The sequence below is a fragment of the Dyella sp. genome (genome assembly GCF_036746095.1).
Lineage (GTDB): Bacteria > Pseudomonadota > Gammaproteobacteria > Xanthomonadales > Rhodanobacteraceae > Dyella_B.
The window spans coordinates 17,614-43,069 of the sequence record NZ_DAIOEU010000041.1; the positions used below are offsets into that span (position 1 = coordinate 17,614).

At 60.9% G+C, this 25,456-nt stretch carries 20 protein-coding genes; 12 read left to right on the plus strand and 8 right to left on the minus strand.

Going from position 1 to position 25,456, the window contains the following annotated elements:
* Positions 1-95 precede the first annotated feature (95 nt).
* The gene (locus V7M64_RS15595; protein WP_333680307.1) at positions 96-1,007 is read right to left on the minus strand and encodes a LysR family transcriptional regulator; all 912 of its coding nucleotides are present in this window, start codon (positions 1,005-1,007) and stop codon (positions 96-98) included.
* A 96-nt stretch (positions 1,008-1,103) separates the two neighbouring features.
* Here V7M64_RS15595 and V7M64_RS15600 point away from each other — a divergent pair, with 96 nt between their 5' ends.
* The 7 genes from V7M64_RS15600 (at position 1,104) to V7M64_RS15630 (ending at position 7,490) form a co-directional block, all read left to right on the plus strand.
* Complete coding sequence (locus V7M64_RS15600) at positions 1,104-1,991, plus strand: aldo/keto reductase family oxidoreductase (RefSeq protein WP_333680309.1); 888 nt, start codon at positions 1,104-1,106, stop codon at positions 1,989-1,991.
* A 95-nt stretch (positions 1,992-2,086) separates the two neighbouring features.
* A complete protein-coding gene (locus tag V7M64_RS15605; RefSeq protein ID WP_333680311.1) occupies positions 2,087-2,491 on the plus strand; it encodes a GFA family protein in 405 nt (134 codons plus the stop codon).
* 583 nt (positions 2,492-3,074) lie between these two features.
* Positions 3,075-3,554, plus strand: a complete 480-nt coding sequence (locus V7M64_RS15610) for an HAD-IB family phosphatase (RefSeq protein WP_333680312.1) — start codon at positions 3,075-3,077, stop codon at positions 3,552-3,554.
* 141 nt (positions 3,555-3,695) lie between these two features.
* On the plus strand, positions 3,696-4,259 hold the full coding sequence (locus V7M64_RS15615) for a hypothetical protein (RefSeq protein ID WP_333680314.1): 564 nt from the start codon (positions 3,696-3,698) through the stop codon (positions 4,257-4,259).
* A gap of 122 nt (positions 4,260-4,381) precedes the next feature.
* Positions 4,382-6,412 (plus strand): beta-L-arabinofuranosidase domain-containing protein, encoded by a 2,031-nt coding sequence (locus V7M64_RS15620; RefSeq protein WP_333680315.1) that lies wholly within the window; start codon positions 4,382-4,384, stop codon positions 6,410-6,412.
* A 57-nt stretch (positions 6,413-6,469) separates the two neighbouring features.
* A complete protein-coding gene (locus V7M64_RS15625; RefSeq protein ID WP_333680316.1) occupies positions 6,470-7,033 on the plus strand; it encodes a GNAT family N-acetyltransferase in 564 nt (187 codons plus the stop codon).
* A 40-nt stretch (positions 7,034-7,073) separates the two neighbouring features.
* The gene (locus tag V7M64_RS15630; protein ID WP_333680317.1) at positions 7,074-7,490 is read left to right on the plus strand and encodes a hypothetical protein; all 417 of its coding nucleotides are present in this window, start codon (positions 7,074-7,076) and stop codon (positions 7,488-7,490) included.
* Between the two features lie 45 nt (positions 7,491-7,535).
* Here V7M64_RS15630 and V7M64_RS15635 read toward each other — a convergent pair whose 3' ends face one another.
* The 4 genes from V7M64_RS15635 to V7M64_RS15650 form a co-directional block, all read right to left on the minus strand.
* Positions 7,536-8,213, minus strand: a complete 678-nt coding sequence (locus V7M64_RS15635) for a methyltransferase (RefSeq protein ID WP_333680319.1) — start codon at positions 8,211-8,213, stop codon at positions 7,536-7,538.
* Between the two features lie 89 nt (positions 8,214-8,302).
* Positions 8,303-9,850, minus strand: coding sequence for a M56 family metallopeptidase (locus V7M64_RS15640; RefSeq protein WP_333680320.1), 1,548 nt, complete (start codon positions 9,848-9,850; stop codon positions 8,303-8,305).
* Positions 9,850-10,224 (minus strand): BlaI/MecI/CopY family transcriptional regulator, encoded by a 375-nt coding sequence (locus V7M64_RS15645; RefSeq protein WP_333680321.1) that lies wholly within the window; start codon positions 10,222-10,224, stop codon positions 9,850-9,852. Before V7M64_RS15645 ends, V7M64_RS15640 begins: the two co-directional genes overlap by 1 nt.
* Positions 10,225-10,376: 152 nt before the next feature.
* Positions 10,377-12,209 (minus strand): M61 family peptidase, encoded by a 1,833-nt coding sequence (locus V7M64_RS15650; protein ID WP_333680322.1) that lies wholly within the window; start codon positions 12,207-12,209, stop codon positions 10,377-10,379.
* Between the two features lie 480 nt (positions 12,210-12,689).
* Here V7M64_RS15650 and V7M64_RS15655 point away from each other — a divergent pair, with 480 nt between their 5' ends.
* The 4 genes from V7M64_RS15655 to V7M64_RS15670 all read left to right on the plus strand — a co-directional run bounded on the left by V7M64_RS15655 (position 12,690) and on the right by V7M64_RS15670 (position 17,470).
* Entirely contained in the window at positions 12,690-14,012 is a 1,323-nt protein-coding gene (locus V7M64_RS15655; RefSeq protein WP_333680324.1) for an ABC transporter permease, read from the plus strand.
* Between the two features lie 10 nt (positions 14,013-14,022).
* Positions 14,023-15,234, plus strand: a complete 1,212-nt coding sequence (locus V7M64_RS15660) for an FtsX-like permease family protein (RefSeq protein ID WP_333680326.1) — start codon at positions 14,023-14,025, stop codon at positions 15,232-15,234.
* A 91-nt stretch (positions 15,235-15,325) separates the two neighbouring features.
* On the plus strand, positions 15,326-16,456 hold the full coding sequence (locus tag V7M64_RS15665; RefSeq protein WP_333680327.1) for a hypothetical protein: 1,131 nt from the start codon (positions 15,326-15,328) through the stop codon (positions 16,454-16,456).
* Between the two features lie 429 nt (positions 16,457-16,885).
* The gene (locus V7M64_RS15670; RefSeq protein WP_333680328.1) at positions 16,886-17,470 is read left to right on the plus strand and encodes a phosphatase PAP2 family protein; all 585 of its coding nucleotides are present in this window, start codon (positions 16,886-16,888) and stop codon (positions 17,468-17,470) included.
* Positions 17,471-17,477: 7 nt separating this feature from the next.
* Here V7M64_RS15670 and V7M64_RS15675 read toward each other — a convergent pair whose 3' ends face one another.
* Positions 17,478-17,825 (minus strand): hypothetical protein, encoded by a 348-nt coding sequence (locus V7M64_RS15675; RefSeq protein WP_333680330.1) that lies wholly within the window; start codon positions 17,823-17,825, stop codon positions 17,478-17,480.
* Between the two features lie 187 nt (positions 17,826-18,012).
* Between V7M64_RS15675 and V7M64_RS15680 the strand changes: the two genes are divergently transcribed.
* Entirely contained in the window at positions 18,013-19,092 is a 1,080-nt protein-coding gene (locus tag V7M64_RS15680; RefSeq protein WP_333680332.1) for an MBL fold metallo-hydrolase, read from the plus strand.
* 69 nt (positions 19,093-19,161) lie between these two features.
* On the opposite strand, the gene V7M64_RS15685 is transcribed toward V7M64_RS15680, so the two are convergent.
* Positions 19,162-21,189 carry a response regulator gene (locus V7M64_RS15685; RefSeq protein WP_333680333.1) on the minus strand — a complete coding sequence of 676 codons (2,028 nt, stop codon included), beginning with the start codon at positions 21,187-21,189 and terminating at the stop codon, positions 19,162-19,164.
* On the minus strand, positions 21,186-25,456 hold a 4,271-nt coding region (locus V7M64_RS15690), incomplete at its 5' end, for a HAMP domain-containing protein (RefSeq protein ID WP_333680334.1). The genes V7M64_RS15685 and V7M64_RS15690, both read right to left, overlap by 4 nt.

Below are 25,456 nucleotides of genomic sequence, written 5' to 3' on the forward strand. Positions count from 1 at the left end.
CAAGGCCTGGGCAACTTTACGCGCGTTGACATGAGGACCGCAGCCACGCCGCATGGCAGGCAGTCTTTCGCCAAGTGGAAGAACTGCCTTGCAGGTCAACCCATCGCTGCATTGCTTTCCTTCACGAAATCGACAAATGCGCGCAGTGGCGCGGGCAAATGACGATGCCCGGGGTAATAAAGAAACGGCCCGGCGAAGTTCTGCCACCACGGCTTAAGAATGGGTTCCAGCGCGCCGCTTTCCAGATGCGGGCGTATCCATTCCTCGTACAGGTGCACGATGCCGAGCCCGCCCATGGCGGCATTCACCGCCAGGTCGAACGCAGGTCCCGGCCTGACCAGGAGCGGCCCGCTGGGATCCACGCGAATCACCTCGCCCTCGCGCTCGAATTCCCATACCGGCAGGGCGCCGCTGGCGAATTGCCCGCGCAGGCAGGCGTGGGCAAGCAAGTCGCGCGGATGCAGCGGGCGGCCATGCCGGTCCAGGTAACTCGGCGCTGCAGCCGTGGCGAAACGCTGCAAGCGCGGGCCAATCGGAATCGCCACCATGTCCTGTTCGAGCCGCTCGTCGTAGCGGATGCCGGCATCGCATCCGGCAGAAAGCACGTCGACGAAACTGTCTTCCACCACCGTCTCGATGCGGATGTCCGGATAGGCTTTCAGAAACGCGGTCACGATTGGCGGCAATACCACGCGTGCCACGCCGGCCGGCACGTTGAGCTTGAGCGTGCCGGCGGGACGATCGCGGAAGCGGTTCAACACATCCAGCGCGGCTTCCATTTCGGCCAAGGCGGGGGCCAGCCGCTCGATCAGGCGCAACCCCGCCTCGGTAGGCGCGACGCTGCGCGTGGTGCGATTGAGCAGCCGCACGCCCAGCTTGGTTTCCAGCCGGCGCACGGCCGCGCTCAAACCGGAGGCGGACACGCCGCTGGCCCGCGCCGCATCGCGAAAACCGCCGGCACGCGTCACGGAAAGAAAGGCGGCGAGATCGTTGAACTCTACGGCCATTGTTCAATTCTTTGCACAGCCCGTGCACATTGCCACGGATTATCTAACAAACCCATGGCCTGCATAGTAGGTGCTACCTATCTAAGGAGATCACCCATGTCCAAGCTCGCTTCCCACGCAGGTACCTTCCCATTGGCCGGCCGCACCGTGAACCGGATGGGTTATGGCGCCATGCAGCTCGCCGGCCCCGCCGTGTTCGGCCCGCCCAAGGATCGCCATGCCGCCATCGCCGTGCTGCGCGAAGCGCTGGATGCCGGCGTCAACCACATCGACACCAGCGATTTCTATGGGCCGCACGTTACCAACCAGATCATTCGCGAAGCGCTGCACCCCTATCCGCACGAGTTGCTGATCGTTACCAAGGTGGGTGCGGTGCGCGGTGACGACGCCTCCTGGCTGCCTGCACAAGGGCTGGAAGACATCAAGCGCGGCGTGCACGACAACCTGCGCAACCTCGGGTTGGACGTGCTGGATGTGGTCAACATGCGCATCATGGGCAATGTGCATGCGCCCAGCGAAGGCTCGATTGCCGGACAGGTCGAAGCCCTGGCCGAGCTTCAGCAGCAGGGACTGGTTCGGCATATCGGCTTGAGCAATGTCACAGCGGCACAGGTTCGCGAAGCACAAGGCATTGCCAGGATCGTGTGCGTACAGAACCACTACAACCTGGTGCAGCGGTCAGACGACGCGCTGGTCGATGAGCTGGCCGGGCAGGGCATTGCGTATGTGCCGTTCTTCCCGCTGGGCGGCTTTACGCCGATCCAGTCATCGGAGCTTTCCAGGCTTGCGGCGGAGCTCAAGGCCACGCCGATGCAGGTTGCACTTGCCTGGTTGCTGCAACGCTCGCCGAACATCCTGCTGATTCCTGGCACCTCCTCGGTACAGCACCTACGTGAAAACCTGCAAGCCGCGGCATTGCAGCTGCCGGAACATGTGCTGGCGGACCTCGACGCCATTCGCCAGCAAGTCGAACAGCACGCGTAAACCGCAAAGCAGGCTGGGCTTGCGGTCCCAGCCTGCTCCGCCGACGTTCGAAGGCGTACCATCCACACGGTTTGCCACCGCCACCGGGGATCGTCATGTCGAGCAGAACCGCCTCCTGCTATTGCGGGCAGCTGAGCATCGAAGTGCAGGGAGAAACACTGGGCGCAGGCATTTGCCATTGCCTGGCCTGCCAGCAACGCACCGGCAGCGTCTTTGCCGCGCTTGCCGCTTTTGCCGCGCCTTTCATGGTCAGCGGCCGTGCCACTGAATTTGTGCGCACGGGCGATCAAGGCGCGAAGTTCCGTTTCCGCTTCTGCCCGGTTTGCGGCAGCAACGTGTTTCATACCGAGGAAGGCAACGATCAATACGTGATGGTGGCGGTGGGCGCGTTTGCCGATCCCCACTTTCCGCCGCCGCAGGATTCGGTATACGAGTGCCGGCGACATGCGTGGGTGCAGTTGCCGGATGGGGTGGCGCGGTACGAGAAGGATCCGGATTGAGTGTGACGTTCGGAACATGCGGTGATCCGCTCCCTCCCTGCGGTAGCAGGGAGGGTTCGGGTGGGGTTGTTTGTGCTTTAGCTTGGAGTCAACGTCACCTGGATCGCACTCTCGCATTCCAGCGAAAGCTCACTAGTGTCCGGCTCGGGTTTTGCAAAGCCGCAGCAAGATGTGGATATGACGCAATTTAGTGCTCTTCTATCGAGGGCAAGACTCAAAAATCGCCGTATCCCTTAGGGCCGTCATTCCCGCGAAAGCTCACTGCTATCCGGCACGTATTTTGCGCTGCGTCGCAGGCAGTCCACACGGCCGTCATTCCCGCGAAAGCGGGAATCCATTTTGCTCTGATGCATCCTTAAAATGGATTCCCGCTTTCGCGGGAATGACGGCCATAGAGCTTCTGGCACTTTTCGAGTTGCGGCATCGACAGACGACGCTAAGTGCTTGTGATCCATCATGTCGCCATGGATTCGCAAAACACATGCCGGGCAGCAGTGAGCTTTCGCTGGAATGACGAACAAAAGTCTCCTTGCGAGATATTCCGTGCCATGCAAGATTCGCAGTTCAAACCCCGGAGCCAGCAATGGATCTTGCCCTGTTCGATTTCGACGGAACGATTACCTACCGGGAAACCATGCCGCATTTCATGCGCCTCGCCGTCCGCCCGCATCGCAAATGGCTGGGAAGCCTTCTCCTCATGCCTTTCCTGCTCGGCTACAAGGCGCGCATCGTTTCCGGCAGCGTGGTGCGAGCGCTGATCTGTAGTCTTGGCTTCTGGCGCATTCCCAAGCAGGAGTTGGAAGCGCGCGGCAAGCATTTCGCACAGCATGTCCTGCCCACCACGCTGCGTCCGGAAGCGATGGAACGCATCGCATGGCACAAGCAGCGAGGCGATACCGTCGTCGTCGTTTCCGGTGGCCTGGATTTGTATCTTCGCCATTGGTGCCAGCAGCACGGCATCGAGCTGTTGTGCTCCGCACTGGAACAGCGTGACGGGCGCTTCACCGGCCGCTACCTTGGCCCCCAATGCGTGCGTGATGAAAAAGCGCGCCTGGTGCAGTAGCGCTATCCGCTTTCCAAGTTCTCACGCGTGTTTGCCTATGGCGACACGCCCGAGGACCATGCATTGTTGGCCTTGGCGCATGAGCCTTACTACCAGTGGCGGCCATTGTCGAAGCGGGTGGCAAGCATCTAAGAGAGGACTATGAGCATTGATCGTCAATTGGCGACCTCGCTGGGTTTTCACAACCCCGCATACATGGGGGTTGAACGGGAGCGTCGCTGGTTATGTCGAGCGGTTCCCGAGGGACTTGATCTCCAATCCATCCGGATCGCGGATCTCTACGTTACGGGTGCCCGCCTTCGGCTCAGAGAGGCAAGGCCCTTGTCGGGTGGGCCTGCGATTTTTCGTCTGACTCGAAAAGCCGATGTTGATTCGCAGACGCGCTTGATTACATCCATCTACTTGTTGGAAGAAGAGTTTCAGATGCTTTCCTGCGCACTTCCCGGCAAATGGATTCGCAAGCTCAGGCACCGGTTGCCGGAGATGCCTGGTGTTTGCATGGCCATTGATGCGTTTCAGGACGAACTGGCCGGGCTTTTCCTGGTAGAAGCAGAGTTCAAATCGCCGGAATTGATGGCATCGTTTTCTGCTCCGGATTTTGCCGTGCTAGAGGTCACCAGTGACGCTCGCTTCACCGGGGGGCACCTCATCGAGCACGGTCTTCCTCGCGATCTATCCCAACTCATTGCTGCGAACGCCAGCTAGCCTGCGATTTGAGGGCGCATTAAGGCGAGTGGCGACCGGGGGTGTGGATTTTTACCTTCGATATTTGAATTTGTCGGATGATTGGACAACACTCGGTCGCCTCACGATCCGAGGGCCAGCGCATGTTCCAGCTTTCCCCGATGAGCCGGCGCACCTTCCTGCAAGGGGCGGCTTTGGCAGGTGCCATGAGTGCGCTGACGTTCCGTTCGCTTGCGGCAACTGCCGGTTCGACCGCTGCATCCGTGGGAGGCGGTGCCGGGCAAGCGCCGCTGTTTCCGCAAGCGCCCTTGATGCCACAACCGTTTGCATTGCTGCCGGCCGGCTCGATCAAGCCCGGTGGCTGGTTGTTGCGGCAACTGCAAATCCAGGCAGGCGGTTTGGGTGGCCACTTGGACGAATTCTGGCCCATCGTGGGGCCGGATAGCGGTTGGTCAGGTGGCAATGGCGAATCGTGGGAAGACGGCCCGTATTTTCTCGATGGTCTGGTGCCCCTGGCGTGGCAGTTGGATTCGCCCAAGCTCAAAGCCAAGGCGATGCGTTTTATCGACTGGACGCTGGATCATCCGTGGGACAACGGCATGTTTGGCCCCAGGAGCAACGATGACTGGTGGCCGCGCATGGTCATGCTCAAGGTGCTGACCCAGTATCAAGAGCTGACCGGCGACCCGCGCGTGATGCCCGTGATGACGCGCTATTTCCACTATCAGTTGCAGGCCATGCCGGCGCGTCCGTTGCGCGATTGGGGACGTATGCGCTGGCAGGACGAGCTGGTCTCGGTACTGTGGCTCTACCAGCGCACGTACGATCCCAAGCTGCTCGAGCTGGCGCAGCTGCTCAAGCAGCAAGGGTATGACTGGCAAGGCGCCTTCGCGCATTTTCGATTCACGCAGAAGGTGGATGCGGATGCGCTGCGCAAGCAGGCGGGCAGCTCGGACGTCTTCATGGAAGACCTCGGCCTGCAAGTACACGGCGTCAATAATGCGCAGGCGTTGAAGGCGTCACCGGTGTGGTCGATCGTATCTGGCAGTGCGGTCGATCGCGACGGGGTCCATCATCAACTGCAGATGCTCGATACCTATCATGGCTTGCCCAACGGCATGTTTTCCGCCGATGAACATCTTGCCGGCCGCAGCCCGTCGCAAGGCACCGAACTATGCACCGTGGTCGAGACCATGTATTCGCTGGAGCTGGCGTTGGCCATTACCGGCGATGCCGTGCTGGGCGATCGGTTGGAACGTATCGCCTTCAACGCGCTGCCCGCGGCACTGACCGATGACATGTGGGCGCATCAATATAACCAGCAGCCCAATCAAGTGGAATGCAGCCTGCATCGCCAGCCGTGGACCAGCGATGGCCCGGAGTCGAACCTGTTTGGACTTGAGCCCAATTTCCGCTGTTGCACGGCGAATTTCCACCAAGGCTGGCCCAAGTTCACCAACAGCTTATGGATGGCTACGGCGGATGGCGGCTTGGCCGCGATGAGTTACGCGCCTTGCACGGTCCATACGGTGGTGCGCGACGTGCCGGTGGTGGTTGAACAGGTCAGCGACTATCCCTTCCGGCAAACCGTCAGCATCACCGTCAAGCCGCAACGCGCATTGGCATTTCCGTTGCGCCTGCGCATGCCGGCGTGGTCGCAAGATACGCGCATCATGGTCAATGGCAAAACGATCAAGGCGAGTTCGGGTTTTACGACCATCGAGCGCACCTGGACGTCAGGCGATGTCATTGAAGTAGCCTTCCGCGCCGAGGTGAAAGCCGAGCGCGGTTACAACGGCGCCGTCAGCTTCAGCCGTGGCGCCTTGGTCTATGCGCTGCCGATCAAGGAGAACTGGGTTATCTGGCGCAAGCGCGGCCCGACCAACGATTGGCAGGTTTATCCCGGCTCGCGCTGGAACCTGGGCATCGAGCCTGATGTACCTGTTGCCGTGAGCGAGCATCCCATCGGCGAGAAACCTTTCGCCGGCACCACACCGGCTGTGCAATTGTCGCTGCAAGCCCGTTACGTGCCGGCGTGGAAGGCGGAGGAGGGGAATGCGGAGCCGGTGCCCGCAAAAGCAGAACCGTCTGCTGATGAAGCCGCCCAAACCATCACGCTGGTACCTTACGCCGGCGCCAAATTGCGCATTGTTGCATTTCCCTCGCTTGGTTGAGTTCAATAGCTTGCGCCGATGAGCTTCGGGCCTGGCAACTTGCAAAGGCTTCAATCCATGTTCAAACCCGTAAGCATTGACACTAAGCGCCTTCGTCTTCGTCCTCTTCGGCAAGAAGATGCGTCGGCTTTTTTTGAAGTGTGGTCTGACCCCGAAGCGATGCGCTATTTCTCGTTCCTGCCGATGCAGGATAGAGAGCAAGCGCAAGCTCGCGTTGCAGACAAATTGCAGTCCTTGAACGATGGCAGCAGCGTGACCTGCGTGATCGAACTGGCCGAAAGCGGCGAGGTGCTTGGCGATTGCGCGCTATTCAACGGCATCGTCCACTCCCAGCGTGCCGAAATCGGCTTCTGCCTCAGGCGAAAGTTCTGGGGTAACGGTTATATGGTCGAAGCCGCCACCGCCCTGATCGAATATGGTTTCAAAAGCATCGGCTTGCGTCGCATCGAAGCGGACGTTGATCCGAGCAATCTTTCATCGATTCAATTGCTCGAACGCCTGGGATTCAAGCGAGAGGGGTATCTGCGTGAGCGGTGGATAGTCGGTGAAGAGGTGATGGACACTGCCTTGTACGGCCTGCTTCGTAGTGACTGGCAATCGGATAGGAACCAGGCCACCTGATCCGTGTCACAACCTAGGCGCACCCAATCAGGAGGCTACGATGGCAATCTCCAATCGTTCATTCCTTCTTGTTACGGCAGGTTTTGTGGCAGGCGCCGCGGCTTCCGCTGCCGGATTCGTCTTCGCATCGCCCGGCAGTCCCTCCGTCGTACCTTCCGATCACGCTTACACCGTCTTTATCGACGAGATCCGCAGCCATCTCGTTCCTGCCCAGGCATTCTCGGGTCAATTCACCCGTAAAGTCACCATGTCGGACGGTTCGATGCGCGAGATTACCTTGCAGCCCGTTCGAAAGGATGGGCATGAGTTGGTCGCGCTGACCGACAAATCGGCGCATGGCACGTATCGAAGCTATATGGGGCCTTTTGCCACCGCCATGGATGGGAATCTCATGGTGAACGTAAAGGATGTCGCGCAATTGAGAGCTGAAATGGGAAGGGCTACGACGGCGCGTTGAGCTTGAGGATGTTTTGTGGCCGCGTTGTGCTGCTACTGGATGTCGTCAGGACGGCGCGTAAGCCACCCATCCCCTGAACGTGAAGGCCGCGTAGAACAGTTCAACCGATGGAAAGCCCGCCTCGTGCAGCAGGGCGGCTTCCTGCTCCGGTGAGAGCAATGGGAGCCTGGAGCCGATGGCCCCGATGGCCGTTTTCGCATTTGCTTCCGGAATGCCGGATAGCACTGCAAAGGCGGCGTAACGCGATAGCCACCGGGTTTTTTCGGGTTCGCTCTGTGGAAAACTGTGATGCGCAACGACCAGCGGAGCGCCTGGTTTCAGCCGTTGCCTCAGTTTCTTGAGCGCGTCCAGGCGTTGCTCGGTGGAGAGGAAGTGCAAAGTCAGCAGGCAGGTTGCGCCATCGAAGCGAGTGTTCGGTGCGTCGTCGATATAGCCTTCCAAAAGCTCTACGCGGGATGCGAGCGGACCTAGCGTTTGTTCTGCAAGCTTGAGCATCTCGGCAGATGGATCGATGCCCAGGAAGCGCCATCCTGGCTGCCGTTCGGCAAAGGCTTTCAACTCCAAGCCGCCGCCTGCGCCAAGCACCAGTACGTGACCATCTGAGGGAACATGTTCGGCAAGAAGCAGCAGGGCCATTTGCTGCAGGGCATGCAAGCCCGGCACCTGCCGGGCCGGGCCTTCTGCGTAGCGAGCGACGGCGCTCGGATCATTGAATGAGGACAAGGGGACACCGGTAAGCGGGACAAGTCACGGATACTACTGCGCCTGTCGGTTGCCGAATATCCATGCCTGCCCACACGTCCAATACCGATCTACGGATGACGGAGGGCACCGACGATGACGCCGTGCGAATCCAGCACAAAGCTCACGTTTTCCGTGCCATTTATATGGCGAACAAGGTATTTGTCCCATCCTTGGGGATTGACTCCAATAAACTCGTGCGACGTTATCGGGCCAAGCTTGCCCACCATGGCTTCCAACGCTGAATGCCGCTCGCGTATGGCTTGAACCAATGCAGGACTCAGGCGTGGCGAATCAGTATTTCCAGAGAGCAGGATCTGCAAAACCTGCTCACTATCGGCATAGGGCTGTTGAGCACTTACCCGTTTTTCCAGTGCGCTCTGCAGGCGTTGCGCCGTATCAGCATCGATGCGTGGAGCGCCAATGTGTTGCCCGTTCTGATAGAACTCCACGCTGGTGACCTGTCCTTGCGCAGTCGTCACGAAGTTCATATGTGCATCGACCACTTTGTAGAAGAAAGTCGTATCGCCGCTCGGATAAACCGGAAAAAACGGTTGTCCTGTGAGTTGTGCTTCAAGCTGCGTTCCGTCCAGCTTCACCGTCAGCACCGAGTACGGGCCGAACTGGTAAATGCCCACATACTTGGCAAGCACGGCTGGGTTCACGCTTATCGCATGCTTGGCCGATACATCGCTTGCATCCGGCGGCGTCACCTGCGCAGCGAATGCCGCCATGCCCACCGACACACTCATCATCGCAAGCGCCGACAGGCGCGCCCATTTCCGTGGTTTCAGCAACATGATCTTGATCCTCTGTTCGAGAAACGATCCGGACTCCGACATGGCAGCCACGGCGCCGATGTAGCGGGACTGGTTCTGGCCCACTTGAATCAGGGTTTCGCAGTATTCCGCCATGTCCCGGCCGCCACGCAGCACGCGCGCATCGCAATCCACCTCGATGGCGCGGCGCAGCCGATGGAATTGCCACCAAAGCGGCAGGTTCCAGGGCATGACGACCAGCAGGCACAGCGCGATGGTGAGCATCTGCGGATCGCGTGCATCCAGGTGGGATTGCTCATGGGCAAGCACGAACTGTTGACGTTCGGCTGACTCGTGCAGCAGCCAGGCCGGTATGACGATGCGCGGGCGCAGCAAGCCCACCACGGCAGGCCCGATATCAGGTGCAATCAACACGGGGGTGTTGCCAAGGCGGCCTTGCAGCCAGTGACGCTTGCGCCAATAGAGCAGGCCGCCGCTGAGCGTGAGTGCCGCCAGCACGGCCAGGGAGATGGCCAGCCACATGCGGTGAAAAAAGGCGTCAAGCCAATACGCTTTTACGGCGGTATCCGGCAAGCCAAGGTCGAGCACCGCCAAAGGTACGTGTACCGATGTCATGTCACGCAGTGCAATCGCCTTATCCTCGGCCGCCGGTTTGATCAGATCCGGCATGTGCACCGTGACGTTGGGAATGATCAGCGGGAGCAGCAGCGAGGCGGCGATGGTTGTTATCCAGATCCATCGCCTCGATGCGGCACGCTGTTTTGCGGCGTATTCGGCCACCAGCGCTGCGATGCTCAGCAAGACGCCGACCATCACCACATAGCTGACCATGGCCAACATCAGGGTTTGTCCTTGCCGGATTGATTCGCCAGCAATTGCCGCATGCGCTTGATCTGCTCCGGCGTCAATTTCTGGTCGGAAACAAGGTGCGAAAAGAGCAGTTCGGCAGAGCCCTTGAACAGCTTGTCGGTGAGGTGCTGCAGCGCGCTTTTGCGTGCGGCCTGCTGCTTCACGCTGGCGAAATAACGATGCCCGCGTCCCTCTTCGTCGTGCCCGACATAGCCTTTTGCTTCCAGCGTGCGCAGTACGGTCAGTACGGTGGTATAGGCGAGCGGATCGCTCAAGCGCTCGCGCACTTCGGAGACCACGGAGGGGCCATGATCCCACAGCACCTGCATGACGTCGGCCTCGCGGTCGGTAAGCGAAATTTTCATGGGAGAGCACTGGTCTACTAAGAGCTTAGTAGATTCTAGGCCGATCTTGCGCACTGTCAACTAGGCATCTAGTAGTTTTCCAGTCCAGGGTTTTGTGAATAAGCACGGCAGGGCGAGGCGATGTTCGCAACCCAGAGCAGCGCGCACTGCTTTTATCGGGGATCGAGCAGGGCGGAGAGCCGGTCAGGCGTCCCTGCGATACGTTCAAGATGCGGATAGCGCAAGCTGCCTCGATAGCCGATCACGATGTCGCGTTTGTCCCCTTGGATGCCAACCCGAAGATGCAGGGGTTTTACCGCGGACGATTGGACGGCGGCTTTGAGCAACGTCGCGGAGAAGGGTTGCCCATTCACGCCAATCACACGCGAGCCGGGTGACAAGCCTGCGCGGAACGCCGGCCCATTCCACTGAACGGATTGCACTTCGCCATCCGCGTCGACTTGCAAGCCGATCGAACCGTCGAGATTGCTGACGCCGGCTTCCTTTTCATCCTGAAGAAAGGTTGCCGTGGGAACGTCGCTGTACGTGAGTTTCCATCCGGCGCGCGCCAACCCTGCGATCGCGTCACTGGCTTGGTGGCTGCGAAGGTGGCGATTGAGAAAGCCTGCCCAATCATCGGGAGCGACCGTGTTCAATGCCTCGCAGACATCCTGGAAGGTATAGGTACGCGTTTGATTTTTTTTGGCATTGAAAAAGAGCTGCGCGAAATCGTCCAAGCCGCGTTTGCCATGGCTCAACTCACGCAGCCGCGCATCAACGTCCAACCAGAGCAATACTCCCTCAGGGTAGTAATCTTCGCGGCGTTGCCAATCGCGCCATGCGACGTGATGCCCGGCCATATAGATCGCGTCGTTGGTGCTGTCCTGCAGGTTTTTCCAGCTTCGGCCGTCACGGTTGGCGACGATGCTGGCGTCTAACGCCAACTTGTCCAAGGTTTGCTGGCGATCGCGCAAGCCTGCACGGGCGGCCAGCACCCGGCCCCAAAATTCGGTCTGGCCTTCATACACCCATAACAGCGAGCCCATGACGGGCTGATTGAAGGTGGGCGACCATAAATCCGCAGGTTGGCGCCATCGACCGTTCCATGCGTGCACAAACTCGTGCGCGATCAGGTCAAGATTGTTGAGCTGTTGCGCCGTGTTGCCGAAGTACGCGGCGGGAAGGTTATTTTCGCCTTCCTCCAGGTGTTCGATGCCGCCGCCGCCATCGGGCGATAGCACATCGCTCAACGTAACGATGGCGTCGTAATGGCGGTACGGCGGCGTGCCGAATGTCTTCAAACCCTGCGCAACGAGCGCTTTCATGCGTGCGACTTCGTCCTGGGTCATGGCGAGATATTCCGGTGCATCGGCCAATACATCCAACCGCACCGGCTTGGCGGCGTTTTCGTCGAGCACGACCTGACGCGTATATCTGCCGGCATAAACAGGCGCGTCGACCAATTGCTCGAGCGTTACCGTGTCGAACCTGAGCGTATCGTTGCCGGCATCGTGGAAGGCAAGTGCAGTGAAAGCGGTAAGTCCGGGCGGCAGCATGAGCGTGGCGGTCACCGGGATATCCCGCACGTACCAGCCGGCGGGGTAGAGCAACACACGCTGCCAGGGCACGTTGATCATATTCGGCCGTAGCAGGTGGCTCCTGGCAGGCGCGAGAAACTGGAAATCCAGTGTGATCGCCCTGGCCCCTTCCGGTATGTCGACGTGGAAGGCATGCATGTCCACCGGGTCTCGCACCCACTCCGAACGTACTCCGTCTACCTCCACCAGCAGGCCGGCCAACTCGGCAGCGCCGGCGGTCGGCGCGTGGCTTGCCGTTTCCCATTCCGGATAGAGCAATACCACGTCACCGGGTGTTTGAACGGGAATAGTCTCGTGAACCGAGAAAATCTGATGGTCGGTATCAGTGGCGTTGACCACCAATGCGATGGCGTCCTTGAAGGGCTTGTCCTGCGGCGCGGGCAATGCCGGAGGCGGCGGCATTGCCATGGGGCCCGATCCCACCTGCGCTGCAGCGGTTCCTGTCACGGCGGTCGCCAGCAAGGCCATTGATCCAAGGCATGGGAATAGGTTTTTTTTAAACTTGAAAATGGCACGGATTTGATGAAGCGATTTTGAAATCGTGCTCATTTTTTTCGCGTCTCTGTATTTGGAGCAGGTACGAAGGCTGGACAATATAGCCGGTTCGGCGCGCCACGCTCTTCAGGATCAAGCTGCAACGGGCATCACGCCCACCGTTTTAGCGAAATCTTGAAAGCGCTTCATTTTCACGGAGAGCCGTGCTCCTCATGTCCGCCTGTCCGCACGAATGTCCGCGGACACTCGTGCATGCCATGCATCGCAAGGATAGCTTTGATGCGTAAGGCTTTTTGGATCCTGCTTTTATGGCATACGGTTTGCTAATTCCTGTCGCCAGCCTATGGCGTCGGTGCTCGGCGCATGCGCCGATAAAACGGAGGAACGAGAGGGATGTTCGGCTATTTCCTGTTATTGGCGTTTCAAAGCCTGAAACGCAACCGAGTCCTTACGGCTTTGATGGTGCTGGCGATCGCGATAGGTATCGGCGCAAGCATGACCACGCTTACGGTGATGCACATTCTTTCCGGCGATCCGCTGCCAGGGCGCAGCGCGCACATCTTCTATCCGCAGGTGGACCCCGACCCCAACGATAGCGATGATCATGAACCGCGCGACGTGATGGATTTTCATTCCGCCGTCGATCTCTGGTCGGCCAAGCGCGCGGACCGCCAGGCACTCATTGCCAAAGGCGACATTCGGGTCAAAGCCCCTGATGCGGACATGCCGGCACTGGAGGTGCGGCTGCTGGCGACTACCGCGGATTTCTTTGCGATGTTCGACGTTCCGTTCCAATACGGGCAGGTGTGGGATGCCGCGGACGACGAACGCCGGACGAGAGTGGTGGTGATCTCCGATGATTTGAACCGCAAACTTTTCGGCGGCGCCAACAGCGTGGGCCGCACGTTGCGGATACGCGACAGCGATGTGCGCATCGTGGGTGTGCTCAAGCCGTGGCGTCCCTCGCCGCTGTTTTATGACGTGGCCGGTGGGCGCTTTTCCGATGGCGACACGGCGGACTTCTACGTGAAGCCCGAGGATCTCATGATCCCGTTCTCCACCGGGCAGGACATCAATCGCAACCATTTCGAGCAATTCACTTGTTGGCATAGTCCTGACCTGGCCGGCAGCCAGCAGGATTGGCCATGTCTATGGGTGAGCCTGTGGGTGCAGTTGAATGACGCATCCAAAGTGGCTGCGTATCGGCGCTTCGTAGCGGATTACGCCGCCCAGCAAATGGCGCTTGGACGTTTCAATCATGCCGGCAATACCCGCATGAGAAACCTGATGGCGTGGCTGGACTTCAATCACGTGGTGCCGGGTGACGTGCGGTTGCAGACATGGCTGGCCGTCGCTTTCCTGGTCATCTGCCTGTTCAACACGGTGGGGCTCTTGTTGGCCAAGTTCCTGCATCGCGGCGGCGAGATTGGCGTACGGCGGGCGCTTGGTGCGACACGTGCAGCCGTTTTCATGCAGTGCCTGGTGGAAGCCTCCGTCGTCGGTTTGCTCGGTGGTTTTGGCGGATGGCTATTGACCCTGTTTGGGTTGTGGATCGTACGCCGGCAACCTGCGGTTTATGCGGATCTGGTGCACCTGGATTTCTCCATCTTCATGCTGACGTTTGCTGCGGCGATTGCGGCGACGCTTCTTGCCGGATTGCTGCCGGCCTTCCGGGCAAGCCGCGTGGCCCCGGCGTTGCAGTTGAAGACGCTATAAGGGGCCGATCATGCATATTGCACCGATACTTTCCGCCCTTCGCCGCCACCGCCTGGCCACCATGCTTATCGCGCTGGAAATCGCGTTGGCGTGCGCCGTGCTATGCAATGCGTGCTTTCTCATTGCCAACCGTGTCGAGCAGATGCACATCCAAGCCGGGGTGGATGAAACCTCGCTTGCGCAGATCAAGCTCGATTGCGATGACTGCAACGACGTCGATCTCAATGCACGCGTGCTGTCTGCGCTCGGCCAGGTGCCGGGCATGCAAGCGGTCAGCGTAATCAACGCAGTGCCGTTCGGTGAACATGCGGGCACCGCAGGCATTCATCTGGATGCAGCCAATCGACAGCCGGGCGGGGTGGTGGATTTCTATGTCGGCGGGCCTGGCAGCTTCAAGGCCTTGGGACTCGAACTGCTAGCGGGCGATGTGCCCAAGGCCGGCGACTACCGCGCCTTGAACGACTTTGCCCCGGCAGATGCGCCAGTGTGGATAACGCGGGCGTTGGCTGCGCATCTATGGCCAGGTGTAGACCCGCTTGGCCGCGAATTCTGGATGGACAGATCTCACTATCGCGTTGCCGGCGTAGTGGCACATCTGGCGCGGCCTGGCGGTGGCGAGGGCGGTCCGGCCACGCGGGAGTGGTCGGTGTTTGTACCCGGCATCCCGGGCAAGCATCTGGCCGGCAACTATCTGATCCGCGCCGAACCCGCGCAATTGCAGCGCGTACTGCGCGATGCACGAGCCGCCGCCATAAAAGCCGCTCCGGAAGCCGTGCTCGATCAGCAGCAAAGCCGCACGATCGGCGAATTGCGCAGCAGTTATTTTCAACAGGATGTTGCGATGACCGGCATCCTGCTGGGAGTGATCGCCGCCTTGTTGCTGGTGACCGCGCTCGGCATCGTCGGTCTTGCCAGTTTCTGGGTCGCGCAACGGCGAAAGCAAATCGGCGTGCGGCGTGCACTGGGCGCCACGCGGCGCGACATCCTGCGTTATTTCCAGACCGAGAATTTCCTGATCGTCAGCATGGGCGTGACGCTGGGAATGGTGCTGGCTTACGGCTTGAACATCTGGCTGATGCTCTCGTATGAGTTACCGCGCTTGCCGGTGTACTACCTGCCGGTTGGCGTGCTGGCGCTCTGGTTGCTCGGCCAACTCGCCGTGCTTGCGCCGGCGTTGCGCGCAGCGTCCGTGCCGCCGATTGCGGCAACGCGTACCGAATAAGGTGCGCTGTGCGCGATTGACTGCAGCCTGGCATGATCTGCATTCGGCTCGGCCGAACGACCATTACGGAAACGTCTCGCCAGGGGAACGTATGAAGTTCGCTTGCTTCTGCATCGGCCTGCTTGTGCTATGGGCAGCTTCACCATCGCATGCCGCAAGCTGCACGCCGCCGAATCGAACGCTTGGTGTCGATGTGCCCGGTCATCCGTTTTCGGCCTTGCCGGATGCGGAGGGTTGTTGGCTCTTTGTCTCTGCGAGCAGTGGCAAAGGAAAGGGCGCGGTCGTCGTATTGCACGACAACGACGGGGTTTATGGCGTTGAGCATACGGTCGCCTTGAGCACCGAGGCGTACGGCGAAGCGCTCTCGCATGATGGGCAAGTGCTTGTGGTGGCGGGGGGCAACGGCACCGCCGTGCTGGATGTCAAAAGGCTTGAGGCAGGCGGCGGCCAACCATTGCTCGGCGTCCTGCCGGCCGGTTCGGAAGACGGTGCGGTCTACGCGGCCATCAGTCCGAACGACAAGCTGGTGTTCGTTGCCGATGAATACGCCTCGCGCATCAGCGTGTTCGATCTTGCCAAGGCGCGCGCCGATGGCTTCAGCAAAGATGTGCTGGTCGGGCATGTTCCCGTGGCGGCGGCTCCGGTGGGGATGGCGTTTTCGCCGGACGGCCAATGGCTATATGCGACGAGCCAGCGCGGCCCGGCCAGCATGAAAGCAGTATGCAAGCCGGAGCAGAGAGAGGGGCAGACCCATCCGCAAGGCTTGCTCTTCAAGATCGACGTGGCCAAGGCGGCGACCGACCCCGCGCGCGCCGTGGTGACGGCGTGGCCCGCTGGATGCAATCCCGTGCGTATCGCCATGGCGCCTTCCGGAAAGCAGCTGTGGGTCACGGCACGCGGCGACAATGCGCTGTTGAAGGTGCAGTTTGATGAAGCCGGACGCGCCGCTATCGGTGATTTTCCCATCGGTAACAGTCCCGTTGGTATCGCCGTGCGTCCTGATGGCAAACAGGCCTGGGTGGCCGTATCCGATCGCTTCGGCAAAAACGGCAGCGGTCAGTTGGCCGGGCTTACGCCTTTGGATGGAAGTGCGCCGACGAAGCTGTTGTCAGTGGCTGCGCCGGGCTTTCCGCGCGAGCTGAGCTTTCTGCCGGATGGCCGAACGCTGGTCGCGACGTTGTTCGATGGCAAGCAAGTGCAATTCGTTACGACGCCTGATTAGCGCAGGTTGGGGCGAGCGGAACGCCAACCCCAGCGCCTGATGGCCAGCCCGATTTGGGCATGGTGGTCTACAACCCCGCCACGCCGGAAGACGCGGAACGAGTCCGCCTGTTGATCAAGGCCAAATCGAAGGAGGAATCCGCCCGTTGATGGCGACAAGGGATGGAAATGGTCGCTTCATCGCACGCGACCATGAACGTTTGGTAGCCGTCACGCGCGTGCGACCATCGCCTTGGCATATTTTTCACGTCTGACGCACGGTTGACACAGTAGATCACTGAGCTGTCACCGCACTGTAGCAATCCTGTCGCCAGTGAACCCGTTCGATCTCGCCATTCTTCGCTTTATCAACCACGTCGTGCCTCGATCGTCCATGCTCGATTACGTGGCTTTCGGCATCGAGAAATTTTATTTCACGCGTGGCCTGGGCATGATCTGCCTGCTGTGGTGGCTGTGGTTTCGGAACGGGCCGACGGCGCGGCGCGATCGTGAAATTGTCGTGGCCACGACCGTGGCGACGATGCTTGCCCTGGCCACGGGAAGGCTGCTCGCCCACTACCTGCCGTTCCGGCTCCGGCCCATGGCCGACCCGGCGTTGATGATGAACTTTCCGAGCGATCCGGTGGCGTGCAAAGTGCCCGTGCTGCGCACCTGGAGTTCGTTCCCCAGCGATCACGCCATGATGTGGTGCGCGGTGGCCACCGGCATCTTCCTCGCCTCGCGACGGCTCGGGATCCTCGCCTACATCTATGCCTTTTTCTTCATCTGCGTTCCGCGCGTCTACTTAGGCATGCATTACCCGACCGACATCCTGGCCGGTGCTGCACTTGGCATCATCATCTGCCTGCTGCTCAACCATCCCATGATTCGTGCGCGGCTTGCCGTGCCGGCACTGGATTGGTCGGTGAAGTACCAGGGCGTGTTCTATGCCGCGGTTTTTTTACTGAGCTTTGAACTGGCAAGCCAGTTCGACGAGTTGCGCAGGCTGGGCGAATTTTTCTGGCACAACGCGTGATCGAGCATCACTGCCAGCAACCGGCGCGTTTGCAGGCAACCGGAATCAACACCGCACCGAGGATGTAGCCGATCAACGCCGCCAGGCAGGACAGTTCCACCAGCGCACGATAAATCTCGACGGGTTCCCATTCGCCCGACCACGGCAGCAGCGCGGCGCCGGACAGGTGCCACAACGGAATCGCGATGAAGGCAAGACAGGCCGCCACCGTGACGACGAAGTCCCAGAACAGGGATTCGAGCAGCGATGGCCAGCCGCTGGTGAAGTAATGGCAGGCGAGTGCCACGAAGGTGGTAGCTACGAGCACGGCGAGAAACGGAACCAGCCCGTCGTGGAAGATGTATGTCAAACCCATGGCGATACCCCGTCATCCGGCATGGAGCGCGTGCGCGGCCATCATATAGCGATTACGTGGCCTGCTATTCAAAAACTGTACTCGAATGCCGCTTGAGTAGGGCTTGATAGTGCCCGCCACGCACACATAGTTCCCAGACAGGCCGTACGCGGCCTGCCGTATCACTGGTATCCCCAAAGAGGTAGGCATGTCTCCGTTTCGCCAAAAACTTGCCGGATTGCGGCTCGATCGCATGCATGCGTCCAGGCAATACGCGGAAGGTGGCTTCATCAATACCTATGCGCCCAGTGCCGTGCGCGAAGTGGGAAGCCGGCCGGCGCTGATGGACCTCATGTTTCACGGCAATGACGTGCGCGTGCCCTCGCAACCGCTGCCGTCGCTCGATCCGCGCGCGGCGTGGACGCGGCGCGCGCAGTCCGGCCTGCGCGCGACCTGGCTCGGGCATTCCACCGTCTTGCTGGAAATCGACGGCAAGCGCGTGCTGACCGATCCGGTGTGGGGCGAGCGGGCCTCGCCGTTTCCGTTGCTCGGGCCGAAGCGTTTTCAGCCGGTGCCGGTGGCGATCGATGCACTGCCCGAACTCGACGCGATCGTGATCTCGCACGATCACTACGATCATCTGGATTACTTCAGCGTGCGCACGCTGGCTGCGTTGAACGTACCGTTCGTCACCTCGCTTGGCGTTGGCGCACGCCTGGAAGCATGGGGCATTTCTGCCGAACGCATCACTGAACTGGATTGGTGGGAAAGCGCCATGGTCAACGGCCTCACCATTACCGCAGCGCCATCGCATCACTTTTCAGGCCGCACACTGCGCGACCGCAACAGCACGTTGTGGTCGTCGTTCGCCATCCGCGGCGAACGGCATGCGGTGTTCTTCAGCGGCGATACCGGCCTTGCACCGCACTTTGCCGAGATCGGCCAGCGTCTCGGGCCGTTCGACCTGGTGATGATCGAAGTCGGTGCGTTTCATCCATCGTGGGGCAGCGTCCATCTTGGCCCCGACAATGCCTTGAAAGCGTGGCGGCAACTGGGCAGCGGAAGCTTTTTGCCGATTCACTGGGCTACGTTCAACCTGGCCATGCATGCCTGGGACGAGCCGGCGGAAGTGCTGCTCGCCAAGGCGCCGGCAGGACTGATGATGCCGCTGCTGGGCGAGCCGGTCGAGCCGGCGTTTATGGAAGACGTGCAGCCGTGGTGGCGCAAGGTGGAGCAGAAACGGTGGAAGGGCTCGGCGTTGCAGGTAGCGTCGAAGTTTTCGAAATAAAATCCGTTGATGGGAATGTGCCTGGCACATGCAAGCAGGGGAGGGGATGGTCATTCGCAATCATCAGACTCACGCCGCTTGCACCGCCTCCACCGCCACGATCGCTTCCTGCAATTGCGTCAGTGTAAACGGCTTGTTGAGCACCCGCACGCTCTCCGGAATATTCGCAATCGCATCCGCGTGGCCGGTAATGATGATCGCCGGCAGCGACTGTTTCTTCGCGCGCAATTGGCGAATGACTTCTGAGCCGGACATCAACGGCATGGCGTAATCGCTGATCAGCATGTCGACGTCTTCCAGCGTTTCGTCCGGCAAGTCGACGGCTTGCGCACCGTCGGCCAGCGCGGTGACGCGGTAGCCGAGTTCTTCGAGCAAGGTCACGGTGGTCAGGCGTACGCCGTCGTGATCGTCGATCAGCAGGATATGGTGCAAGCCTTCCGGCGGGCTGCTTTGCAACGTTGAAGACAACGATGGTGCGTTGGCGATCATCTGCGGCAACTGTGCGGCGCGCGGCAACCAGATTTCCACCGTGGTGCCCTGGCCGAGCCGGCTTTCGATGCGCACCGTGCCGTCGGATTGACGGGCAAAACCATACACCATGCTGAGTCCGAGGCCGGTGCCCTTGCCCTGCGCCTTGGTGGTGAAAAACGGTTCGGTGACGCGCTCAAGATCATCCGGCGAGATGCCGATGCCGTCGTCCGACACGGCCAGCACCACGTAATCGCCGGCGGGAAGGCCGGCATGGCCGCCGTGCGCGTTGCGGCCCCTGACGCGAATCGTGCCGCCGTGCGGCATCGCGTCGCGCGCGTTGATCGCCAGGTTCACCAACGCAAGTTCCAGCTGGCCTGCGTCCGCATAGGGATGCCAGGTGTGCTCTTCCATCTGCCAATCGAGCGCCACCATGCCGCCCAGCGTGTGCTCCAGCAGTTGCGTGACGGCGGTGGAGAACTTCGCGATGTCGATGCTGGCCGGTTCGAGCTTCTGCTTGCGCGCAAACGCCAGCAGGCGTGCGACCAACGCCGCGCCTTGTTCGGCGGCGCGGCGGGTGATGTTGAACAGGCGATTGTATTCGGGCGCCATCGGCACGCGCAGTTGCAGCGTCTCCAGGCCACCCAGCACTGCCGCAAGCAGATTGTTGAAATCGTGCGCGATGCCGCCGGTGATCTGTCCCAGGGCATCCATCTTGCGTGCGTGCAGCAACTGCGATTCCAGTTCCTTGCGATCGGTCACGTCCAGCAGGGTGCCTGCGTATTCCAGCGCATCGGCTTGCGCGTCGCGCAGCATAACGCCCTGGTCCAGCAGATAGCGGTACTGTCCATCGGCCATGAGCCAGCGGTATTCCACGGCGTAGTCGCGTCCATCCTGCCGAGCGGCCAGCTCGCTGGCCACGTGCGCGCGGTCGTCGGGATGTACGCGGTCCATCCATGGCATCGGCTGGGTGGTGAGTTCATCCAGGGTGAAACCGGTCAGCGCCTTGAAGTTGCCGCTGACGAACCTGGGCGCGTGCGGGGAGCCGTCGCATTGTTCCAGGTAAAGCACGATCGGCAGCGATTCCAGGATGGCGGTCTGCCGCTGCTCGGCGCGCCGCAAGGCTTGCTCGGCTTGCAGTGCGGCGTCGCGCAAGGCCTGCTCCTGCAGGGCTTTCAATTGCACTTCGCGCCGCATCATGTACAGGTCGACGAACACGGCCACCTTCGAATGCAGCACCATCGGCTCGACCGGCTTGAACACGTAGTCGACCGCGCCCATGGCATAGCCGCGGATGAGGTGCTCCATCTCCTTGTTCACGGCGGAAAGGAAAATGATCGGGATGCGCTTGGTCTGCTCGCGCGCCCGAATCAGCTGCGCGGTTTCGTAGCCATCCATGCCTGGCATGTAGACGTCCAGCAGAATCACCGCGAACTCGCCCTTGAGCAGCTGCCGCAACGCTTCTTCGCCCGAATTGGCCGGCACTACTTCCGCGATGTCTTCCAGCACGTTGGTGATCGCGTGCAAGTTGCCCTCATCGTCGTCCACCAGCAATACGCGGGCGCGGGCGGCGGTTTGCGAAGGACCATCGGGCGCCACGTGGACGGCCGCGAGTGTGGAAGGTGTCATGGCTGGTTCTCCAGCGCCAGTTCCAGCGTTTGCACGTTCGGCGTTGCACGCTCGCGCGAGCGCGTGATCCACACGCGCAGCAGGGCGAGCAGCAATTCGATGTCGACCGGCTTGGCGATGTAGTCGGATGCGCCGGCGTCCAGGCATTTCTGCCGGTCGCCTTTCATGGCCTTGGCCGTTACCGAGATCAGCGGCACGTTGGCCAGTTTGGGCTGTGCGCGAATCTGCTTCATGGTTTCGTAGCCGTCCATCTCGGGCATCATGATGTCGATCAGCGCCACGTCGATGCCCGGCGTCTGTTCGAGGATGAGAATGCCATCGCGCCCGCGTTCGGCATGCAGCACTTCCACCGCGTAGTTTTCCAGCACGCTGGTCAGGGAATAAATGTTGCGGATGTCGTCATCGACGATCAGGATTTTGGCGCCGGCCAATTCGGGCGCCGCCCGCAGGGCAGTGATGGCGGCGCTGTCCGCAGCCGGGACAACGGCCGGTACCGGCCTCTGGCGGATACGCCGCGCCAGGTCGGTGAATACGTCTGTCAGGCGTTCGACTGTCGCCGGTTTTTCGGTGACGCCGTAATCGTTGAGTGACTGATCGGCCGCCAGGTTTTCGATGCCGGAAATAATGTGGATCGGCACATGCATGGTGTGCGGATCGTGCTTGAGCAGATCCAGCAGCACGAAGCCGTCGATATCCGACAGCCCAAGATCCAGCGTGATGGCGTGCGGGCGAAGCTTGCGCACCAGTGCCAGCGTACCGGCGCCGGCGGTCGACACCACGCCCTTCAGGCCGACATCGCGCGCAATGTCCAGCAGGATCGAGGCGAAAGTGGGGTCGTCTTCGACGATCAGCACGAACGGAGAATCATCCAGCGCATCGCGATCGTCAGTCACTTCCAGTTGCGCGGGCAGGACATTGGGCAGGGTGGCGCCGCTGTTGTCATAGCGCGCGGTGTGGATGGCCGGTGCGGCAGCCGCCAGCGAAGGCAGCTCCATCGGCACGAACAGTGTGAAGATGGAACCCTCGCCGGGGGTGGAACGAACCTGCAGTTCGCCGCCGAGCAGACGGGCGATTTCGCGGCTGATGGACAGCCCAAGTCCGGTGCCGCCGTATTTGCGGCTGGTGGTGCCGTCGGCCTGCTGGAAGGCTTCGAAGATCAGCTTCTGCTTGTCCTTGGGGATGCCGATGCCGGTGTCGGTCACGGCGATTTCGATGGCGCAATCTGCATCGCGCAGCACGCGGTGATGCGTGCTCCAGCCGCCGGTGGCGCGGTTCACCGCCAGCGTGACGCGGCCCTGGGAGGTGAACTTGAAGGCATTGGAAAGCAGGTTGAGCACGATCTGCTGCAGGCGTTTTTCATCGGTGCGGATGGAAGCCGGCAGGTTGGCGCTGAACTCGACCTGGAAATCCAGGTTCTTGTCGGCAGCCAGCTGACGGAACGTGCGCTCCATGTGTTGCTTGAGGCTGTTCATCGACATGTCGCCGAGCTCGATCGACACGGTGCCCGATTCGATCTTGGACAGATCGAGAATGTCGTTGATCAGGTTGAGCAGATCGGAGCCCGCGGAGTGGATGGTGCGCGCGAATTCGATCTGCTTGTCGTTGAGGTTGCCCTGCGGATTGTCGGAGAGCAGCCGCGACAGGATCAGCAGGGAGTTCAGCGGCGTACGCAGTTCGTGGCTCATGTTGGCCAGGAACTCCGACTTGTATTTGGAAGTGAGCGCCAGCTGTTCGGCTTTTTCTTCCACTGCGCGGCGGGCCAGGTCGATCTCGAAGTTCTTCGCTTCCACCTGCTTCTTTTCGTTCTCCAGCAGCTGTGCTTTTTCCTGCAATTCCTCGTTGGTGGTGTGCAGTTCTTTTTGCTTGGTGGTCAGTTCGGTCTGGCGTGCCTGCAATTCCTGCGTGAGCAACTGCGACTGCTTGAGCAGGCCTTCCGTGCGCATGGTGGCGGCGATCGTGTTCAGCACGATGCCGACCGATTCCATCAGCTGGTCGAGGAAGCTCTGGTGCGTTTCGTTGAAACGGCTGAAGGACGCCAACTCGATCACGGCCTTCACCTCATCCTCGAACAGCGCTGGCAGCACCGCGGTATTGACCGGCGCCGCCTGGCCAAGCCCGGAACTGATGCGAATGAATTCGGCAGGCACGTCGGAGAGCAGGATCGCGCGCTTGTCGGCCGCACATTGGCCAATCAGTCCTTCGCGCAATTTGAAGGCGGGCTTGAGCATGTCGCGGCTTTCCGCGCCGTAGCTGGCGACCAGGTCCAGCACGGTTTCGTTTTCCTCGCGGCGCGTCACGTAGAACACGCCGTATTGCGCATTCACCAGCGGCGCCAGCTCCGACATGATCAGGTTGGACACGGTGGCCAGGTCGCGCTCGCCCTGCAGCATGCGCGAGAAGCGCGCGAGGTTGGTCTTCAGCCAATCCTGTTCCGCGTTCTTCAAGGTCTGGTCCTTGAGGTTGCGGATCATCTCGTTGATGTTGTCTTTCAACGAGGCCATTTCGCCGGAAGCTTCCACCGCGATCGAGCGCGACAGGTCGCCCTTGGTCACGGCGGTGGCCACGTCCGCGATCGAGCGCACCTGGTTGGTGAGGTTGGCGGCGAGCTGGTTCACGTTGTCGGTCAGGTCGCGCCACAAGCCCGCGGCGCCGGGCACGCGCGCCTGGCCGCCGAGCTTGCCTTCGATACCCACTTCGCGCGCCATGTTGGTGACCTGGTCGGCGAAGGTGGCCAGCGTTTCGATCATGCCGTTGATGGTGTCGGCCAGCGCGGCGATTTCGCCCTTGGCATCTACCGACAGCTTGCGCTTGAGGTTGCCTTGCGCCACCGCCGTGACCACCTCGGCGATGCCGCGCACCTGGTTGGTGAGGTTGGTCGCCATCAGGTTCACGTTGTCGGTCAGGTCCTTCCAGGTGCCACCCACGCCCGGTACCTGCGCCTGGCCGCCGAGCTTGCCTTCGGTGCCGACCTCGCGCGCCACGCGCGTCACTTCCGAGGCGAACGCGTTGAGCTGGACCACCATGGTGTTGATGGTGTCCTTCAGTTCCAGGATTTCGCCCTTGACGTCCACGGTGATTTTCTTGGACAGATCGCCGCGCGCCACCGCCGTGGTGACTTCGGCGATGTTGCGCACCTGGCCGGTGAGGTTGTCGGCCATCAAGTTGACGTTGTCGGTCAGATCTTTCCAGGTGCCGGCAATACCGCGCACTTGCGCCTGGCCGCCGAGCTTGCCTTCGGTACCCACTTCGCGCGCCACGCGCGTCACTTCGGACGCGAAGGAGTTGAGCTGGTCCACCATGGTGTTGATGGTGTTCTTCAATTCCAGGATTTCGCCCTTGACGTCCACGGTGATCTTCTTGGAAAGATCGCCCAGCGCCACCGCCGTGGTGACTTCGGCGATGTTGCGCACCTGGCCGGTGAGGTTGGCGGCCATGGCATTGACGTTGTCGGTCAGGTCTTTCCACGTGCCGCCCACGCCGATCACTTGCGCCTGGCCGCCGAGCTTGCCTTCCGAACCCACTTCGCGCGCCACGCGGCTCACTTCGGACGCGAAGGAGTTGAGCTGGTCCACCATCACGTTGATGGTGTCCTTCAGTTCCAGGATTTCGCCTTTGACGTCCACGGTGATCTTCTTGGACAGATCGCCGCGCGCCACTGCCGTCGTCACTTCGGCGATGTTGCGCACCTGACCGGTGAGGTTGCCGGCCATCAGGTTGACGTTGTCGGTCAGGTCTTTCCAGGTACCGCCAACGCCTTCCACGCGTGCCTGGCCGCCGAGCTTGCCTTCCGAACCCACTTCGCGCGCTACACGCGTCACTTCGGAAGCGAAGGAGTTGAGCTGGTCCACCATCACGTTGATGGTGTCCTTCAGTTCCAGGATTTCGCCTTTGACGTCCACGGTGATCTTCTTGGACAGATCGCCGCGCGCTACCGCCGTGGTGACTTCGGCGATGTTGCGCACCTGGCCGGTGAGGTTGTCGGCCATCAGGTTGACGTTGTCGGTCAGGTCCTTCCAGGTACCGGCCACGCCGGGCACCTGCGCCTGGCCGCCGAGCTTGCCTTCGGTACCCACTTCGCGCGCCACGCGTGTCACTTCCGAGGCGAAGCCGTTGAGCTGGTCCACCATCACGTTGATGGTGTTCTTCAGCTCCAGGATTTCGCCCTTGACGTCCACGGTGATCTTCTTGGACAGATCGCCCGATGCCACCGCGGTGGTCACTTCGGCGATGTTGCGCACCTGGCCGGTGAGGTTGTCGGCCATCAGGT

What these genes read in the sequence shown, in the direction of transcription:
- V7M64_RS15595 (WP_333680307.1), bottom strand. Translation starts at nt 1,007, where the DNA reads ATGGCCGTAGAGTTCAACGATCTCGCCGCCTTTCTTTCCGTGACGCGT.
- V7M64_RS15600 (WP_333680309.1), top strand. Translation starts at nt 1,104, where the DNA reads ATGTCCAAGCTCGCTTCCCACGCAGGTACCTTCCCATTGGCCGGCCGC.
- V7M64_RS15605 (WP_333680311.1), top strand. Translation starts at nt 2,087, where the DNA reads ATGTCGAGCAGAACCGCCTCCTGCTATTGCGGGCAGCTGAGCATCGAA.
- V7M64_RS15610 (WP_333680312.1), top strand. Translation starts at nt 3,075, where the DNA reads ATGGATCTTGCCCTGTTCGATTTCGACGGAACGATTACCTACCGGGAA.
- V7M64_RS15615 (WP_333680314.1), top strand. Translation starts at nt 3,696, where the DNA reads ATGAGCATTGATCGTCAATTGGCGACCTCGCTGGGTTTTCACAACCCC.
- V7M64_RS15620 (WP_333680315.1), top strand. Translation starts at nt 4,382, where the DNA reads ATGTTCCAGCTTTCCCCGATGAGCCGGCGCACCTTCCTGCAAGGGGCG.
- V7M64_RS15625 (WP_333680316.1), top strand. Translation starts at nt 6,470, where the DNA reads ATGTTCAAACCCGTAAGCATTGACACTAAGCGCCTTCGTCTTCGTCCT.
- V7M64_RS15630 (WP_333680317.1), top strand. Translation starts at nt 7,074, where the DNA reads ATGGCAATCTCCAATCGTTCATTCCTTCTTGTTACGGCAGGTTTTGTG.
- V7M64_RS15640 (WP_333680320.1), bottom strand. Translation starts at nt 9,850, where the DNA reads ATGTTGGCCATGGTCAGCTATGTGGTGATGGTCGGCGTCTTGCTGAGC.
- V7M64_RS15645 (WP_333680321.1), bottom strand. Translation starts at nt 10,224, where the DNA reads ATGAAAATTTCGCTTACCGACCGCGAGGCCGACGTCATGCAGGTGCTG.
- V7M64_RS15650 (WP_333680322.1), bottom strand. Translation starts at nt 12,209, where the DNA reads ATGGCAATGCCGCCGCCTCCGGCATTGCCCGCGCCGCAGGACAAGCCC.
- V7M64_RS15655 (WP_333680324.1), top strand. Translation starts at nt 12,690, where the DNA reads ATGTTCGGCTATTTCCTGTTATTGGCGTTTCAAAGCCTGAAACGCAAC.
- V7M64_RS15660 (WP_333680326.1), top strand. Translation starts at nt 14,023, where the DNA reads ATGCATATTGCACCGATACTTTCCGCCCTTCGCCGCCACCGCCTGGCC.
- V7M64_RS15665 (WP_333680327.1), top strand. Translation starts at nt 15,326, where the DNA reads ATGAAGTTCGCTTGCTTCTGCATCGGCCTGCTTGTGCTATGGGCAGCT.
- V7M64_RS15670 (WP_333680328.1), top strand. Translation starts at nt 16,886, where the DNA reads ATGATCTGCCTGCTGTGGTGGCTGTGGTTTCGGAACGGGCCGACGGCG.
- V7M64_RS15675 (WP_333680330.1), bottom strand. Translation starts at nt 17,825, where the DNA reads ATGGGTTTGACATACATCTTCCACGACGGGCTGGTTCCGTTTCTCGCC.
- V7M64_RS15680 (WP_333680332.1), top strand. Translation starts at nt 18,013, where the DNA reads ATGTCTCCGTTTCGCCAAAAACTTGCCGGATTGCGGCTCGATCGCATG.
- V7M64_RS15685 (WP_333680333.1), bottom strand. Translation starts at nt 21,189, where the DNA reads ATGACACCTTCCACACTCGCGGCCGTCCACGTGGCGCCCGATGGTCCT.